Consider the following 16,347-nt stretch of genomic DNA (forward strand, 5'->3'; position numbering starts at 1 on the left):
CCGGTGGGGCGGGGTGTCCCGCCCCACCGGTCGCGGCAGCACCGCGGGTGGGACCAGCACCGCGGGTGGGACGAGGTCGCGGTCGGCCGTCGCACGACGCATCACCGGTGGTCACGGTCGCCGCGCCCGCCCCCGGGAGGCGTGGGCGCCGGCCGGCAGTGACCGCGGCAGCCGGAGTGTGACGGTCACCCCTGGCGGCGAGTCGATGGCGACGGTGCCGCCGTGCGCGGTCACCAGTTCCCGGACGACGGCCAGACCGATGCCGGTGCCGGCGATCCGGGTCGCGTCCCGGCCCCGCCACAGCCGCTCGAAGGCGTGCGGCAGCTCGTCGGCCGGGATACCGGGGCCGGTGTCGGCGACCTCCAGCACCGCCGCCCGCTCCTCGGCACGTACCCCGAGATGGACGGTGTCGCCGGGCCGGCAGTAGCGGGCGGCGTTGGCGAGCAGGTTGGCCACGGCCTGGTGCAGCCGGTCCGGGTCCGCGCGCACCGGTGCCGGGGTATCGAGATCGGTGGTCACGGTCAGTCCCGCGGCGTCCAGCCGTGCGCGTTGGGCAGCCAACGCGGACGCGGCGACGGCGGCGAGGTCGGTGTCGACCGGGCGTAGCGACAGCGCGGCGGACTCGGCGGCGGAGAGGTCGGTGAGATCCTGCACGGTCCGTCCGAGTCGCAGGGTCTGGTCGTGCAGGGCCGCCAGCCGCGCCGGATCGGCCGGTTGCAGGCCGTCACGCAGCTCCTCCAGGCCGGCCTGCAACCCGGCGAGCGGAGTACGCAACTCGTGGGCGATGTCGGCGGCCAGCCGGCCGCGCGTGGTCTCGGCACGGACCACCTCGTCGGCCATGGTGTCGAACGCCCGCGAGACCTCCCCGAGCTCGCCCGGCGCGCGCAGCCGGGCGCGGGCCGTGCGCTCGCCGGCGGCGAACCGGCGGGCCGTCGCGGCCAGCACCACCAGGGGACGGGCGAGCCGTCGCGAGACGTACGCGCTGACGGTCAGCGCGGCCAGCAGCGCGGCCACGGCCGCCGCCGCAACCCACGACCAGGCCACTTCCCGGCCGCCGGGTGCGCCGGCCGGGAACGCCAGCCGGACGGTGCCCACCCGTTGCTCCCCGGCCGTGACGGCGGCGTCCACGACCGGCCCGACCACGGTGCCCGTGCCGTGCATGCCACCCATGCCCGGCCCTCTGCCCCGGCCCGGCCAGACCATGTCGCCGTCGGTGTCGCTGACCACCAACCGGGCATCCGCGGCCTCGGCCAGGGCCGAGGCCGCGGTGAGGTCGGCGACGCCCCAGCCACCGGACCGCAGGTACGCGTCACCGGCTGCCGTGGCAACCCGGGCGGCCACCTCCTGACGTTCCTGCTGCTCGGCACGGGCCAGGCCACGGTCGGTCGCGACCAGCGCGGCAACGGTGAGCACCGCCACCGACGAGAGCGCCACCAGCGCGAACGCGGCCAGCAGCCGTCGACCCAGCGGGCCGGTCGACGTCGGACGGTCACCGGTCACGCGTCCACCCCAACCGGTAGCCGACGCCCAGCACCGTCTCCACGATCCGTGCGGCGTCATGCCCGAGCTTGCGTCGCAGGTTCTTCACGTGCGAGTCGACCGTGCGCTCGTAGCCGGGGAATTCGTACCCGCGCACCTGGTTGATCAGCTCGTAGCGGGAGTACACCCGGCCCGGCGTCGCCGCCAATGCGGTCAGCAGACCCCATTCGGTCGGCGTCAGCTCCAACCGGGCCCCGTCGAGGTGCGCCTCATGGCGGACCTCGTCCAGCCGTAACCGCCCACCTTCGAAGGTTGTGGCAGCGGCAGCGGCACCTTCACCTCTGGACGTGCGGTGCAGCACCGCCTCGACCCGCAACACCAGCTCCGTCGGAGAGAACGGCTTCGTCACATAGTCGTCAGCACCCCGGCGCAGCCCGTCGATACGGTCGTCCACACCGCTGCGTGCGGTGAGTACGATCACCGGCACCTGCTGATCCTGGTCACGGGCGGCCACCAGCACCTCCCGCCCGTCGATGTCGGGCAGGCCGAGGTCGAGCACCACCAGCTCCACCCCACCGCCGGCCAGCAGACCGATGGCCTCGGCACCCGAACCGGTGCTCCGGACCCGACGACCGCCCCGCTCCAGGTAACGGCGGACCAGCTCGCGCAGCTCGCGGTCGTCCTCGACGACCAGGACCGTACCCGACATGTGTCCCACCCTGCGCCGTCCGAGCGGAGCCGGCCAGGGCCGACAGACCCGCGCGGGCCGGGATCCGGTACCGCTCGGCGTGTCCGGCCTCGTCCCGGGTTGTCACCGGGAGCACGGTCGGTACTCTCCCTCACGACAGTTGTCGATGATCGCGGGGGAGGAACTGTGTCGGAGCATGTCAGTCGCCGTGCGGCGATGGGGGTGGGAGCGGCAGCGGCAGCGGCCGCGCTGGTGGCGACGGGTCGGCCCGCTGCCGCCGCACCGGTCGGCACGGTCGCGGTCGGTCGGGCACCGGTCTCCGGGCCGGGCGGGCCGGTCGGGCAGCTCGGCGCCCGCACCGCCCAGGCGAGGATCCAGCAGGCGTACGCGACCCAGAGGGCCCGGGCCGGTGGGGTCTGGCACTCGCACATAGCGATGGTGAACGCCTCCGGTGCCCTGGAGACGGTCGTGGCGGACGACGTCGACCGGGTGACCCACGGCTACAGCGTGCAGAAGCTCGCGGTCGCGGTGGCGGTGATGGACAAGATCGACCGTGGCGAGCTGCGGCTCGACCAGAAGCTCGACCTGACCGCCGACATCATCCTCGGCGGCACCGGCATCTACTTCCTGCACACCGTCTGGGGCGACGACATCACGGTCGCCAACTTCCTCACCGCGATGCTGCTCGTCTCGGACAACACGGCGGTCCGGATGTGCGGGCGGGTCGTCCCGGCGTTGGAGATCAACGAGATCCTCGCCGCCAAGGGCTTCACGCACACCCGGGTCGAACCGGTCGCCAACCCGAACCGGTTCTTCCTCGGCGTCACCACGCCCCGGGAAACCCACGACCTGCTCTGGCGACTGGCCAACAAGACGATCCTCACGGCGAGGTCGGCCGACTTCCTGCTCGGCATCCTGCGCTGGATCAACGGCTACCACGACGGGGTCCGCCGCACCATGTCCTCAGCCGAACGCAGCCGGGTCGCCACCAAGTACGGCGCGGACTTCGACGACCTGGGCGCGGCCCGGCACGAGGCCGGCATCATGTTCGACCGCGGCGGGGCGCCGACGCTTACCTACGCGATGTTCGCCGACTCCCTCGGCGACCTGGACAACTACGGCGCGACGCATCCGGCGGTGCAGGCGCACGCGGTGCTCGGCCGGATCATGTTCGACGCGATCGACACGGTCACCAACCGCACCGCGAAGGCCCGGCACGCGGTCGACCCGTTCCGCCCGGTCGACGGCGGCTGACCCGGCCGGCGACGATCCCGCGGCGGGGGTGGCGGGTCAGTGGATCCGCCGCCCCCGCGCGTCCGGCACCCCGGACTTGCGGAAGAAGTACGTGTTGACCCGGTCCCGCCACTCCTCGGCGCAGCGCAGCTGCTCGTCGAGGCGTTCGGCCACCCTGTCGTGCAATGCCGGGTCGACCAGCCCGGCGCCGGCGATCCGCTCCCACCGGCGCCGCATCTCGGCCACCTCCTCGACCCCGGCGAAGTGCGTGTCGTAGATGTGCTGCACGACCGTCGACCCGGAGCGCAGCACGTGCCGGTAGGGCACGTGGTGGAAGAAGAGCAGCAGCTCGTCCGGGCACTCCGCCAGCGACTCGTACCGGTCCGCCCACGGCTGCGGGTACTGGCCGGTGAACCCGGTGCCGGTGGCCCGGGTACGGTCCACCCCGACACCGTCCCGGTCGGCGAAGTGGTAGGTGCCCCAGCGCGAGTACTCGTAGCCGTCCACGGCCGGCCCGTAGTGCGTGCCCGGCACGACCATGAAGCCGACGCCGAGCGGCGCGGTGTAACGCTCGTAGGTCCGCCACGAGCCGTCCATCATCGCGTGCAGCGTGCCGCGCAGCAGTTCCGGATCGCCGGTCGCCGCCGGCGTGAAGGTGAGGTCGATCCACTCGTCGAGTACGGCCAGCGGGTCGAGGTCGGGCGCCCAGGCGAGCCGGCCGATCGTGTAGAGGTTGGCCTGGGCGAGCGGGTGCCCGGTCCAGTAGCGGTCGTCGCCGACGTTGGAGACCACCACCAGGCCGCCGCCCCGGGCGGGCGCGGTGTCGGCGTCCCGTGCCGCGCCGCCGACCAGGTCGGCGACGGTCGGCCCGTCCGGGCCCCACGGGGCGAAGCGCAGCACCTCGCTCCAGTACGGGCCCAGATAGCAGACGTGCCGCTGCTGCCCGGTGTATTCCTGGGTCGCCTGGAACTCCACCGCCAGTCGGGTGCCGGGCATGGCCGCGAGCACCGGTGAGACCGGTTCGCGGGCCTGGAAGTCCATCGGACCGTGCTTCACCTGGAGGACCACGTTTTCCCGGAACCGGCCGTCCAGCGGGGTGAAGTGGTCGTACGCCGCCCGGGCCCGGTCGGTCGACCGGTCGCGCCAGTCCTGCCGGTGGTTGTAGACGAAGGCACGCCAGTGCACGAGACCACCGAACGGCGCGAGCGCGTCGGCGAGCATGTTCGCACCGTCGGCGTGGCTGCGGCCGTAGCGGAAGGGGCCCGGCTGCCCCTCCGAGTCGGCCTTCACCATGAAGCCGCCGAAGTCCGGGATCGCCTCGTACGCCCGGCGGGCCGCCTTCGACCACCAGGCCCGCACGTCGTCGTCGAGCGGGTCGGCGGTGGGCAGCTCGCCGAGTACGACCGGCGCGGCGAAGTTCACCGACAGGTGCAGCCGGATCCCGTACGGGCGGATCAGGTCGGCGATCGCCGCCACGTCGTCCAGCCGCTCGGTGAGCAGCCGGGTCTCCGTCCCGTGCACGTTGACGTTGTTGACCGTCAGCGCGTTCAGGCCGCAGGCGGCGAGGAGGCGCGCGTAGTCGCGTACCCGATCGGGGTCGTGCCGGAGCGCGCCGTCGCGCCAGAAGATCGACCCGCCCGCGTAGCCGCGTTCGACCTGCCCCATCCGTGGGTCCACGGCGACGTTGTCCCAGTGGCTGACCAGCCGCAGCCGCAGCGCGGGCCGGTGCACCTCGGCCGGGCGGTCCGCCCCGAACGCCGCCGCGCCGAGCCGGACGAGGTGGAAGAAGCCGTAGAGCAGGCCGGCGGGCTCGTCGGCGAGCACCACCGTGACGCCGTCCCGGCGGGCCAGCGCGAAGCCCTCCGGGCCGAGCCCGGCAGCCGTCCCGGTGACGATCGTCGCCGCGACCTCCTCCGTCGCGGTCGCCGCACCGGGTGGCAGCGGCCCGGCCGTGCGGAGCGCGAGCATGAGGTCGACCCGGGCGGACGTCCCCGGCCCCGGGGCGACGGTGCCGGCTCCGCCCCGTTCCGGAGCCGCGTCGCCGGGCATCCGTCGGACCGTGCCGCCGTACCGGGCGCAGGCCCGGCCGATCTCGTCGCGCACCGTGTCGACGAGCATGCCGTCGCCACTGACCAGGGTCTGCCGCGAGCCGACCGCCCGGAACGCCTCCGCCGGCAGCCACGCCGGATGGGTCCCCGCCGGTCCGACCTCGGCCGCTGCCGTCCGGGACGGGCCCGTCATCGCTCCGCTCCCGCGCCGTGGCTCTCCTCGCGCAGCACCAGCACGCCGCGCGGGTCGAGCCGGATCGGCTGGCCCGACTCCAGCCGGCCGCCGCCGAGCAGGTCGGTGGCGGCGGTGTGCGCGACCGTCTCGACCGGCTCGGTGCCGTGGTTGAGCAGGAAACGCAGCCGCGTCCCGTCCGCAGCGACCCGCACTGTCGTCTCCAGGTCGGGGACGTCCGCGTACGGGCCGACCAGGTCGTGCCGCTCCAGCACCCGCCGGACCACCCAGTCCACGCCCGGCTGGTCCAGGCCGGCGGCGACGTACCAGCCGTGTCCGGCGCCGTAGGCGTGCCGGGTCACCGCCGGGGTGCCGGCGTAGAAGTCGGCCCGGTAGGTGCCGAGCACCTCGGCGCCCTCCGGGATCACCAGCTCGAAGAGGAGCCGCGCCTCGACCTCGACCTCGGCGGCCTCGCTGCCTGTCTCGGCGGCCTCGCTGCCTGTCTCGGCGGTCTTGGTGCCTGTCTCGGCGCCCGCGGCGGCGCCGGTTCCGGCCGGTGCCGCCGGGTCGCGCAGCCGGACCGGGTTGACCACCTCGGGGCCCCGGGCGTCCCACTCGTCGATCCGGATCCCCATCAGCGGGCCGAGCGGGCCCGGCACGTCCGCCAGGAAGGCGTTGTCGTCCTCGTCGACCCGGCCGGAGAGGAAGGTCGTCAGCACCGAGCCGCCGCGCTCGGCCACCTCCGCCAGCCGTTGCGGCAGATCGTCCTTGAGCATGTGCAGTGCGGGCGCGACCACCACCGGGTAGCCGGCGAGGTCGGCGGTGACCGGCAGCACGTCGACGTCGGCCCCGGCGGCCCAGAGCGCCCGGTAGTACGCGTGCACGATCTGCTGGTAGCGCAGCAGCCGGGACGGGCCGTCGGAGATCTCCAGCGCCCACCAGCTGTCCCAGTCGAAGAGCAGGGCGACCCGGGCCGGTGTCCGGGCGCCCAGCGTCGTCGGCCCGAGCCGGTCCAGTTCGGCGCCGAGCGCGGCCACCTCCCGGAAGACCCGGGTGTCGTCCCGCCCGGCGTGCCCGATGACCGCCCCGTGGTACTTCTCGCAGGCGCCGCGCGAGGCGCGCATCTGGAAGAAGAGGACCGCGTCGGCGCCGTGCGCCACCGCCTGCCAGCTCCACAGCCGCATCACCCCGGGCCGCTTGAGCGGGTTGACGTCCCGGGACGCGGTGTAGCTCGGGGTCTGCTCCATCAGCCAGAACGGCTGGCCGCCCTTGAGCCCGCGCATCAGGTCGTGGGTCAGCGCCATCCAGGCCGGCGAGGTGTCGTCCGGCGGGTAGTTGTCCCAGCAGGCGAAGTCGAGGTGCGGCGCCCAGCGGTGGTAGTCGATCGGCCGGTACATCCCCATGAAGTTCGTGGTGACCGGGACGTCCGGGCTGGACTCGCGGATCGCCGCCTTCTCGTTCCGGAAGTTCGCCAGCATCGCGTCGGACATGAAGCGCAGGTAGTCGAGGGTGATGCCCTGGAAGGCGGTGTGGTTCGGCCCGCGCCAGTGCTCGGTCAGCGCCGACGGCGGCTCGATCTCGTCCCAGTCGGTGAAGGTGTGTGACCAGAAGGTCGTGTACCAGGCGGCGTTGAGCGCGTCGAGGCTGCCGTAGCGGTCGCGCAGCCAGCCGCGGAAGCCGGCGGCGCAGAGGTCGCAGTAGCAGGCGCCGCCGTACTCGTTGCCGACGTGCCAGGCGACGACGGCCGGGTTACCGGCGTAGCGGCGGGCGACCCGGCGGGCCAGTTCGGTGGAGAGCCGGCGGAACACCGGGGAGCTGGGGCAGGAGTTGTGCCGCTGCCCGTACCGGTGCCTGCGCCCCTCGAAGTCCGTCCGGGTCACCTCCGGATGGGCCCGGGCCAGCCACGCCGGGTGCGCCCCGGTGCCGGTGGCCAGGCAGACCTGCCGCCCCTCGGCGGCGGCCCGCTCGACGATGGTGTCCAGGGTCGAGAAGTCGTAGACCTCCGGCGCCGGCTGGGTCAGCGCCCAGTCGAAGACGCCGAGGGTGACGGTGTCGATCCGGGCGGCGTCGAAGAGCCGGTAGTCGTCCTTCCAGACCTCCTCCGGCCACTGCTCAGGGTTGTAGTCGCCACCGAAGGCGATCTTCGGGATGCGGGGCAGACCTGGGCGGCTCACGCCGTGAACTCCTCTTTCACCTTGCTGATCAGCGGGCGGCAGGTGCGGACCAGGGCCAGCACGAAGACCGAGCCGAGCAGCCCGAGTACCGCCTCGGAGCTGACCCAGACCACCCCGGCCGCCACCACCAGCAGGGACAGGGTGCCCAGCGTCACCCCGGGGGTGTGGCCGAGGAAGTGCAGCGCGAGCCGGGCGACGTCCCGGACCCGGAAGCGGAACAGCGAGGTGATCACCAGGGCGTTGACACCCCAGAGCGTCACACCGACCGCGACCAGGACCAGCGGAATCCGCCACCAGCCCGGTACGGCGGCGGCCGCGAAGTTGCTCAGGTTCAGCGCGACGATTGTCAGCCACGCCAGCCAGGGGACCCAGATCGCCAGCGCACCCAGGACGTTCGCCCGGTAGCCGCGCCAGAACAGCACCGCCGGCTTCAGGTCGGTCAGGTCCGGCCGGTGGTGGTGCAGCGCGTACAGGGCGGCGGCCAGGGCCGGCCCGAGCGGCAGCGCGCAGAGCGCGACAAGCGGAAGGTTGCTGCTGTGCCGGTCGAGCAGGAAGAGCGGGACCAGGCCGGGCAGCGTGGTCAGCACCAGCAGCACCTCCACCAGCAGCAGGCTGTAGACCAGCGCGGCGGCCCGGGAGAGTGGTCCGGTGCCGAACCGGTTGGCGGCGCGGCCGAGGTCGTTCATCGCTGCTCCTTCCCGGGGTCCTGCTCGTGCCGGGAGCCTCCGCCCTCCGCCGGAGGCTGGCCGAGCAGCCGGGTCTCGTCCCACCACGGCGGGGTCTCGTCGACCACCGCGGTGATCTCCGCCAGGGTCACCTCGTGCCGGGCCAGGGTGAGGTCGAGCGCGACGCGCCCGGCGACGATCGGCAGGCTGCGGTGGGTGCGGGCCGGTTCGGCCGCCTCCCGCAGCGCGTCGAGCTGCGCCGGGCGCGGCGAGCGGGGCCGGCCCAGCTCCGACCAGGCCGTCCAGGCGTTGCCGAGCTCCTCGTTCACGGTGGAGCGGAGCAGGAAGGCGGCGGCGGCTCCCGGCGGCCCGACCGGGATGGAGAGCGTCACCCGGTGCCGGTCGACCGGTGTCCCGCCGGTGACGTCCACCGGGGCCCAGGCGAGCACGGCGATCCGGCCGGCGGCGTCCCGGGTCACCAGGTGGTCCGCCCCGCGCGCCAGCACCTCGTCGCCGAGCCGGGCGAAGAAGGCGTACAGGTGGTAGGTGGGCTTCTTGATCTGGCGGTGGGTGAGCAGCCCGAAGCCGCCGTGGAAGAGCGAGGTCGGGATGCCCACCTCCTCGAACACGTCGCTGAAGGTCCAGTACGAGAAGGAGTCGACCAGCTCGCCGCCGCCGGCCAGCACCGGTGCCAGGTAGGCGGCGTGCAGCGCCGTGTCGTGGATCGGGTTGTCCGGCCGGTAGGAGGAGTTGAACTCGGTGATGTGCACCGGCAGCCCGGCCAGGGCGGTGTCCCGGAGCAGCTCCCGGGGCGTGCCGAACTGCTCCAGCAGCCGGGACGCCGGAGCCAGTGTCTGGTGCACCCCGAACGGGACGTGCTGGGCCGGCCCGGAGGTGTAGGCGTGCTTGCTGACGAAGTCGACCGGCACGTCACGGGACGCGACGAAGTCGGCGAAGCGCGGCAGCCAGTCGTCGGCGCCGGGGGAGAGGGCGGGCCCGCCGACCTGGAGGTCGGCGTCCACCTCCTTGACGGCGTGCGCGGTCACCTCGTACAGCCGGTGGTACGCCTTCTCGTCCGCGCCCTGCCAGAACTGTTCGAGGTTCGGCTCGTTCCACACCTCGATCGGCCAGCGGCGCACCTCGGCCAGGCCGTACCGGTCGACCAGGTGCGCCAGCGTGGCCCGGACCAGGTCGGCCCACTCCGACTCGGAGCGCGGCGGGGTGACGTTGCCGCGCCACCAGAAGACGGTCTGGGTGCCGGAGGCCAGCTCGGCGGGCATGAAGCCCAGCTCCACGAAGGGGCGGATGCCGAGGTCGAGGTAGGCGTCGATCACCTGGTCGACGTAGCTGAAACTGTGCCGGACCCGGCGCGAGCCCCGGTGCTCGTACGGCCGGTGGACGCCGGCGCCGTCGCTGAGCAGCCCGTGCCCGCGGATGTGCCGGAAGCCGATCTCCCGCTGGACCAGTGCCAGCGAGTCCTGGTAGTCGCGTCGCAGCGCGAGGTCGAAGCGGCCGGTCCCGACGCAGAGCCGCCAGGCGTCGGAGAGCCGTCCCGTCGGGTGCTCCGGTACGGGGATGTGCATCGTGGTCCTCTGTTCCGCGTTGCGCGGGCCCGCCCGCGTGTCCGGGCGGGCCCCCTGGCCGGCGTCCGGTCCGGTCGTGCCCGGGGTGGGCACGACCGGACCGGAACCGTCAGCCGTGTTCCTTCTGGTAGCGCTCGTACGCCTCCTGCACCTTCGCCATGTAGGCGTCCATGTTCTTGCTCTTCAGCTCCGCCACGTAGGCGTCCCACTGGGCGAGGTCCCGCTGCCCAAGGATGAACTGCAGGGTCGCCTGGTAGACGAAGTCCCGCAGCGGCGTCTGCCAGAGCGAGACCTGCTCGCGCTCCTCGTCGGTGAACGGGTACGGCGGTGCCACCGGGCGCGGCGTCCGGGCGTTCATCACGGCCTGGAACTCCTGCTCCTCGGGGGAGAAGAAGGACTGCACCAGTTCGGGCTTGCCGCCGTAGGCGAAGACGCCGTTGTAGAAGCCGAAGTCCTTCTGCAGGTGCTTCGGCGCGTTGGGGTGCAGCCCGATGACGTTGACGTCGGGTGCCAGGGCCGGCTTGCCGGAGGCGTCCTTGACGTGTGTGGTGCCCTCGACGCCCCAGCGGGCGAACGTCTGGCCGTCGTCGGAGTAGTAGAGCCAGTCGATGAACTGCATCATCGCGACGAAGTTCTTGCTGTCCCGGGCCTTCGACGAGATCATGACGCCGTTCTCCAGCCGGCTGGAGGGGTTGATCTCACCCGCCGGACCGATCGGCAGCGGGATCTTGGTCATCGTCGCGCTCGGGATGGTCTTCGCCAGGTCCGGGCGGTAGTCGTTGACCAGCGTCTGCGCGTTGCTGCTGATCACGAAGGACTTGCCGTTGGCGAGCTTCTGCCGGGCCTGGTCGTCGGTCTGGGTGAAGCTCTCCGGGTCGAGCAGCCCTTCCTTCACCAGCTTGTTGAGGTAGGTCAGCATCTGCTTGTACTGCTCGCTGGCGCCGGTGTAGAAGAGCTTCTTGGCGTTCGCGTCCCAGCTGATGTGCTGGAAGTTCCAGCCGGCGCCCTCCAGTCCGTAGGAGGCGGCGAGGATGTTGAGCAGGTTACCGCCCGGGTTGGGCTGGCTGAACCGGTCGGAGAACGGTGTGCTCTCCGGGTACCTCGTCTTCATCGCCTTGAGCACGGTGTAGAGCTCGTCCCAGGTCTTCGGGATCTCGAGGTTGAGCTCGGCGAGGATGTCGGTCCGCATCGCGAGCGAGTAGTCGTGCCACGGCTTCTCGTGCAGGCCGGGGAGGAGGTAGAACTTCCCGTCCGCCTGGCGGCGCTGGTTGATCTCGGGTGTGAGGTTCCACTTCTCGATCTTGTCCTTGAAGTTCGGCATCAGATCGATGTAGTCGCTGACCGGGAGGATCGCGCCGGAGGAGACGAAGGTGTCCTCCTGGCTGGGGTAGGTCTTCGGGATGATGAAGGGCGCGTCACCGGCACCGATCAACAGACTCCGCTTCTGCTCGTAGTCGCTCAGCGGCACCTCGACCGGCTCCAGCGTGACGTTGGTCCGCTTGTTCAGCTCGGACCAGAAGAGCCAGTCCTTCTTGTTCGGGTAGTTCGGGTGGTTGTTGTAGAGAATGGAGAAGGAGAGCGGCTCGGTCGCCGTGAACTGCTGGTTGACGCCGTAGTCGGCCATCGCGCCGGCGCGGTTCTCCGACAGGTCCTGGGCGTCGCCCTCGTCGCCACTGCCGCAGGCGACGAGTGAGAGGGTGAGCGCGCCGGCAGCGACCACCGCTGCTCGGCGCCGGGCTCGTGGGAACATCGGGCTTCCTTTCGCTGGTGGTTCGTGGGTTTGCGACGGGCTCACACCCGCCTGCCGGGCTATCCCTTCACCGCGCCGAGCATCACGCCCGACACGAAATAGCGCTGGACAAAGGGATAGACCAGCAGGATGGGCAGGGTGGTGAGCACGATGGTGACGGACTTGAGCGTCGCCTCCGCCTGCACCTCGTTCGCCTCGTTGATGGCGCCGACGTTCTCCGCGCCGACGGCCCCGGCGATCAGGTTGCGCAGGTAGACGGTGACGGGCAGCAGGTCCTGCCGGTCCATGTAGAGAAAGGCGGAGAACCACGAGTTCCAGAAGGAGACGGCATAGAAGAGGATCATCGTGGCGATGACCGCCTTCGACAGCGGAAGGACGATCCGCAGCAGGATCCCGTACGTGTTCAGGCCGTCGACCGCGGCGGCCTCCTCCAGGTCCACCGGCAGGCTCTCGAAGAACGCCTTCATGACCAGCAGGTTGAAGACGCTTATCGCGTTGGGCAGCACTATCGCCCAGATCGTGTTCTTCATGCCCAGGCTGCTGATCAGGACGTAGTTGGGGATCAGCCCGCCGTTGAAGAACATCGTGAAGACGGCGACGCCGATCAGCGCGGTGCGTCCCTTGAGGTGCTTCTTCGACAGCACGTACGCGAAGCAGGTGGTCATGACCATCGCGATGAGCGTGGCGACGACGGTGTAGACCACCGTGTTGCGGTAGTTGGTCCAGAAGAGCGAGTCCCGCATCACCAGCGCGTACGTGTCGGTGTTGAACCCGCGCGGCAAGAGGGTCACCTCACCGGCGATGATGTACGCCTCGTCGCTGAGCGACCGGGCCACGATGTTGAGGAACGGATAGAGCGTCACCACCACGACACCGGTCAGCACGATGGCGTTGACCACCTGGAAGACCCGGTAGCCCCGGGTGTCCTTGATGCCCCGTCGCCGCTTTCGGGGCCGGGCGAGCTTCTGGGTGGCCCGGTCCGGGTCGGCGGCGGTCTCCGGATCGACGGTGCTGGAATCGACGGTCACCACAGGCTCGTCCCCACTGTGCGACGGGAGATCGCGTTCGCGCTCAGGACCAGGGTCAGCCCGATCACCGCTTCGAAGAGTCCGATCGCGGCGGCGTAGCTGAAGTTGCTCGACTGGAAGGCCATCCGGAACAGGTACGTGGAGATCACGTCCGCCGTCGGGTACGTCAGCGGGTTGTAGAGCAGCAGGATCTTCTCGAAGCCGACCGCCATGAACGTGCCGATGTTGAGGATGAGCAGCGTGACCATCGTCGGCCGGATACCGGGCAGGGTGACGTGCCAGGTCTGGCGCCACCGGTTGGCGCCGTCGATCCGGGCCGCCTCGTAGAGGTTCTCGTCGATGGTGGTGAGGGCGGCGAGGTAGAGGATCGTGCCCCAGCCGACCGTCTGCCACACCTCGGACGAGACGTAGATGGCCCGGAACCACTCCGGCCGTTGCAGGAACGGGATGGGGTCCTCGCCGATGAGCCGGACGATCTGGTTCATCGTGCCGTCGACGGAGAGCAACTGCATCACCATCGCGGCCACGATCACGATCGACAGGAAGTGCGGCAGGTAGGAGACCGACTGGACGAACCGCTTGAGCTGGCGGGTCCGGACCTCGTTGAGCAGCAGCGCCAGCACGATCGGCAGCGGGAAGACGACCACCAGGGTCAGCGTGCCCAGGATCAGGGTGTTGGTGAAGACGTTCCAGAACGACGGGTCGCTGAGAAACATCCTCACGTACCGCAGCCCGACCCAGTATTCGCCGAAGATGCTGCCGCCGGGCTGGAACCGCCGGAAGGCGATCACGTTGCCGAGCATCGGCAGGTAACGGAAGATCAGGAAGAAGAGCAGTGGCAGGACCGCCAGCGAATAGAGCTGCCAGTCCCGGCGGAACGCCTGCCGCCAGGTCCGGCGGTGCGGGCGGGACCGGCGCCGGGGCGTCGGCCGCTGCGGGTCGCCCTCGACGGTGATCCGCGGTGGTGGACCTGCCGTGGTCGGTGCGCTCATCCTCGTACCTCCGCAGTGCTGGGCGGGAGTGCGGCGACCGGCGCGACGCGCGCCGGTGACAGCAGCCGCCGCTCGGGACCGACCTCGCGCTCGGCGCCGACCAGGCGCAGCCGCAGCGTCGCCGCCGGGTCGGCACTGGACCGGCCGAACCGCAGCTCGACATCGCCCGGCTCGACGATCCGCCGGCCGTGCAGCCCGCAGAAGGACGTGACGTCGGCCGGGACCACGAACGTCACGTACGCCGCCTCGCCGGCTTCCAGCGCGACCCGGGTGTAGCCGATCAGCCGGACCACCGGCCTGGTGACCTGGGCGACCGCGTCGTGCAGGTAGAGCTGCACGACCTCGGTGCCGGCCCGCGACCCGGTGTTCCGGACCGTGATCCGCACCGTCACCTCGCCGTCGACCGGCCACGCGACCGAAGAGTCCGGGCCGCCGCCGCTGTTGCCACTGGTGCCGTTGCCGGCACCGTCGGCGGTGCCGGCGTCGACGATCTCCGGCTCGGTCCACTCGAACGTCGTGTAGCTCAGCCCGTGCCCGAACGGGTACGCCGCCGTCGGGTCGACCGACGACACCTCCGAGCGGCGGCCCAGCGGCGGGGCGAGATAGGTGGTGGGCAGCCCGGCGGCGTCCCGGGGCACGCTGACCGGCAGCCGCCCGGACGGGTTCACCGCGCCGGTGAGCACCTCGGCCAGCGCCTGGCCACCCAGCTGCCCGGGGAAGAAGGCGTGCACGACCGCGGCGGCGGCGTCGAACTCATCGCCGAGCGCGTACGGGCGGCCGGCCAGCAGCACCAGCACCACCGGGGTGCCCGTGCCGAGCACGGCCCGGACCAGTTCCGCCTGCACGCCCGGCAGCCGCAGGTCGACGGCGTCGCACCCCTCGCCGGAGGTGCCCCGGCCGAAGAGGCCGGCCCGGTCGCCCACGGCGAGCACGCAGACGTCCGACTCCCGCGCCGCGGCGACCGCCTCGGCGAATCCGGAGGTGTCGTCGCCGGTGATGTCGCAGCCCCGAGCGTGGCGCAGCCGCACCGGAAGCCGGTCGAGCGCGTCGCGCAGCGAGGGGATCCCGACGCCCATCCCGTGTTCGGGGTGCTGCACCCCGACGTGCGCGGGGAAGGTGTAGCAGCCGAGCATGCCCATCGGATCGTCGGCGAGCGGACCCACCAGCGCCACCCGCTGCTCCGGGGCGAGCGGCAGCACGCCGCCGGTGTTGCGCAGCAGGACGACGGACTCCCGGGCCAGCGCGAGCGAGACCGCCCGGTCGTCCTCGTCGTCGAGGTCGAGCGTCTCGACGTCGTCGGGGAGCGGCCGCCACTCCTCGTCGAGCAGGCCGAGCTCGGCCTTCTGGACCAGCACCCGGCGCAGGGCCCGGTCGACCAGCGCCTCGTCGACCGCGCCGGAGCGCACCGCCTCGACCAGCGGGGCTCCGTAGACGTCCACGGTGGGTAGCTCCACGTCGATCCCGGCCCGCAGGGCGAGCCGGGCCGCGTCGCCGGCCCCGGCGGCGACCCGGTGGTTGGTCTGCAGGAACCGGATCGCGAAGTAGTCGGCGACCACGATGCCGGTGAAGCCCCACTCGTCGCGGAGCAGGCCGGTCAGCAGCGACTCGTCGGCGGCGGCCGGAAGGCCGTCGATCTCGGCGTACGAGTTCATCACCGACCGCGCGCCGCCGAGCCGCACCGCCATCTCGAACGGCGGCAGGATGACGTCGGCGAACTCGCGGCGGCCCATCGGCACCGGCGCGTGGTTGCGCCCGCCGCGCGAGGCCGAATAGCCGGCGAAGTGTTTCAGGGTGGCGACGACGCCGCCGCGTTCCAGTCCTCGGACGTACGCCGCACCCACCGTCCCGACCAGGTACGGGTCCTCGCCGATGGTCTCCTCGGTCCGGCCCCACCGGTAGTCACGGGTCACGTCGAGCACCGGCGCCAGCCCCTGGTGTACGCCGGCGGCGCGCATGGCACGCGCGATCCGGCCGGCCGCCTCCGCCACCAGTTCGGGGTCGAAGGAGGCTCCCCAGTTCAGCGGTGCCGGAAAGACGGTCGCCTGCCAGGCGGCGAAGCCGGTGAGGCACTCCTCGTGGACCTGGGCCGGGATCCCGAACCGACTCGCCGCGACGATCTGGGCCTGCGAGGCGGCCAGGGAACGCGCACCGGCGACCGGGTCGACCGGCGCGGTCCCGAACGGGCGGGTGAGCTGGCCGAGGCCGTGCGCGATGATGTCCTGCCACCGCACGCCGTCACCGACCATCTCGGCCTGGTGCGGGGCGACCCCTTCACCCGACGCCTCGGCACCGACCCAGACCCCGACGAGCTGGGCGACCTTCTCCTCCAGCGACATCAGCGGAAGGAGCGCCTCGGCCCGCTGGGCAGGGGAGAGCCGCGGGTCCCGCCATGCGGCGGAGATCTCCGTCGTGGCGCCGTCGGTGACGGGCGACTGGCCTGTCATGCCATCCCTTCGGGGTCGACCGGGACGCTGTCCTACGTGGGTGGTGGGGCAGCCCGGGCCGGTACGTCTTCGAAACTTTCGGCAATGTCCG

At 71.9% G+C, this 16,347-nt stretch carries 11 protein-coding genes; 1 reads left to right on the forward strand and 10 read right to left on the reverse strand.

Going from position 1 to position 16,347, the window contains the following annotated elements; translation table 11 throughout:
* Positions 1-111 precede the first annotated feature (111 nt).
* Positions 112-1,500: an ATP-binding protein gene (locus ACN27G_RS10080; RefSeq protein ID WP_421492519.1), complete on the reverse strand. Its 1,389-nt coding sequence runs from the start codon at positions 1,498-1,500 to the stop codon at positions 112-114.
* Positions 1,490-2,188 (reverse strand): response regulator transcription factor, encoded by a 699-nt coding sequence (locus ACN27G_RS10085; RefSeq protein WP_421492520.1) that lies wholly within the window; start codon positions 2,186-2,188, stop codon positions 1,490-1,492. The genes ACN27G_RS10080 and ACN27G_RS10085 overlap by 11 nt, the downstream gene beginning before the upstream one ends.
* 165 nt (positions 2,189-2,353) lie before the next feature.
* On the opposite strand from ACN27G_RS10085, the gene ACN27G_RS10090 reads away from it, so the two are divergent.
* Complete coding sequence (locus ACN27G_RS10090; RefSeq protein WP_421492521.1) at positions 2,354-3,421, forward strand: serine hydrolase; 1,068 nt, start codon at positions 2,354-2,356, stop codon at positions 3,419-3,421.
* A gap of 36 nt (positions 3,422-3,457) precedes the next feature.
* On the opposite strand, the gene ACN27G_RS10095 is transcribed toward ACN27G_RS10090, so the two are convergent.
* The 8 genes from ACN27G_RS10095 to ACN27G_RS10130 all read right to left on the reverse strand — a co-directional run bounded on the left by ACN27G_RS10095 (position 3,458) and on the right by ACN27G_RS10130 (position 16,256).
* Complete coding sequence (locus ACN27G_RS10095; RefSeq protein ID WP_421492522.1) at positions 3,458-5,641, reverse strand: alpha-glucuronidase; 2,184 nt, start codon at positions 5,639-5,641, stop codon at positions 3,458-3,460.
* A complete protein-coding gene (locus tag ACN27G_RS10100) occupies positions 5,638-7,794 on the reverse strand; it encodes a beta-galactosidase (RefSeq protein WP_421492523.1) in 2,157 nt (718 codons plus the stop codon). Before ACN27G_RS10100 ends, ACN27G_RS10095 begins: the two co-directional genes overlap by 4 nt.
* A complete protein-coding gene (locus ACN27G_RS10105) occupies positions 7,791-8,480 on the reverse strand; it encodes a hypothetical protein (RefSeq protein ID WP_421492524.1) in 690 nt (229 codons plus the stop codon). The genes ACN27G_RS10100 and ACN27G_RS10105 overlap by 4 nt, the downstream gene beginning before the upstream one ends.
* Positions 8,477-10,042, reverse strand: coding sequence for a GH39 family glycosyl hydrolase (locus ACN27G_RS10110; protein ID WP_421492525.1), 1,566 nt, complete (start codon positions 10,040-10,042; stop codon positions 8,477-8,479). Before ACN27G_RS10110 ends, ACN27G_RS10105 begins: the two co-directional genes overlap by 4 nt.
* Positions 10,043-10,151: 109 nt before the next feature.
* The gene (locus ACN27G_RS10115; RefSeq protein ID WP_421492526.1) at positions 10,152-11,792 is read right to left on the reverse strand and encodes an extracellular solute-binding protein; all 1,641 of its coding nucleotides are present in this window, start codon (positions 11,790-11,792) and stop codon (positions 10,152-10,154) included.
* A 59-nt stretch (positions 11,793-11,851) separates the two neighbouring features.
* Positions 11,852-12,820, reverse strand: coding sequence for a carbohydrate ABC transporter permease (locus ACN27G_RS10120; protein WP_421492527.1), 969 nt, complete (start codon positions 12,818-12,820; stop codon positions 11,852-11,854).
* Complete coding sequence (locus ACN27G_RS10125; protein WP_421492528.1) at positions 12,817-13,812, reverse strand: ABC transporter permease; 996 nt, start codon at positions 13,810-13,812, stop codon at positions 12,817-12,819. Before ACN27G_RS10125 ends, ACN27G_RS10120 begins: the two co-directional genes overlap by 4 nt.
* On the reverse strand, positions 13,809-16,256 hold the full coding sequence (locus tag ACN27G_RS10130; RefSeq protein ID WP_421492529.1) for a glycoside hydrolase family 3 N-terminal domain-containing protein: 2,448 nt from the start codon (positions 16,254-16,256) through the stop codon (positions 13,809-13,811). The genes ACN27G_RS10125 and ACN27G_RS10130 overlap by 4 nt, the downstream gene beginning before the upstream one ends.
* Positions 16,257-16,347 lie beyond the last annotated feature (91 nt).

Source organism: Plantactinospora sp. WMMB334 (assembly GCF_049179095.1).
In the GTDB taxonomy this organism is placed as follows: Bacteria; Actinomycetota; Actinomycetes; order Mycobacteriales; family Micromonosporaceae; genus Plantactinospora.

Coding starts and splice junctions, on each gene's coding strand:
- ACN27G_RS10085 (WP_421492520.1), bottom strand. CDS start 2,188: ATGTCGGGTACGGTCCTGGTCGTCGAGGACGACCGCGAGCTGCGCGAG.
- ACN27G_RS10105 (WP_421492524.1), bottom strand. CDS start 8,480: ATGAACGACCTCGGCCGCGCCGCCAACCGGTTCGGCACCGGACCACTC.
- ACN27G_RS10110 (WP_421492525.1), bottom strand. CDS start 10,042: ATGCACATCCCCGTACCGGAGCACCCGACGGGACGGCTCTCCGACGCC.
- ACN27G_RS10125 (WP_421492528.1), bottom strand. CDS start 13,812: ATGAGCGCACCGACCACGGCAGGTCCACCACCGCGGATCACCGTCGAG.
- ACN27G_RS10115 (WP_421492526.1), bottom strand. CDS start 11,792: ATGTTCCCACGAGCCCGGCGCCGAGCAGCGGTGGTCGCTGCCGGCGCG.
- ACN27G_RS10130 (WP_421492529.1), bottom strand. CDS start 16,256: ATGACAGGCCAGTCGCCCGTCACCGACGGCGCCACGACGGAGATCTCC.
- ACN27G_RS10095 (WP_421492522.1), bottom strand. CDS start 5,641: ATGACGGGCCCGTCCCGGACGGCAGCGGCCGAGGTCGGACCGGCGGGG.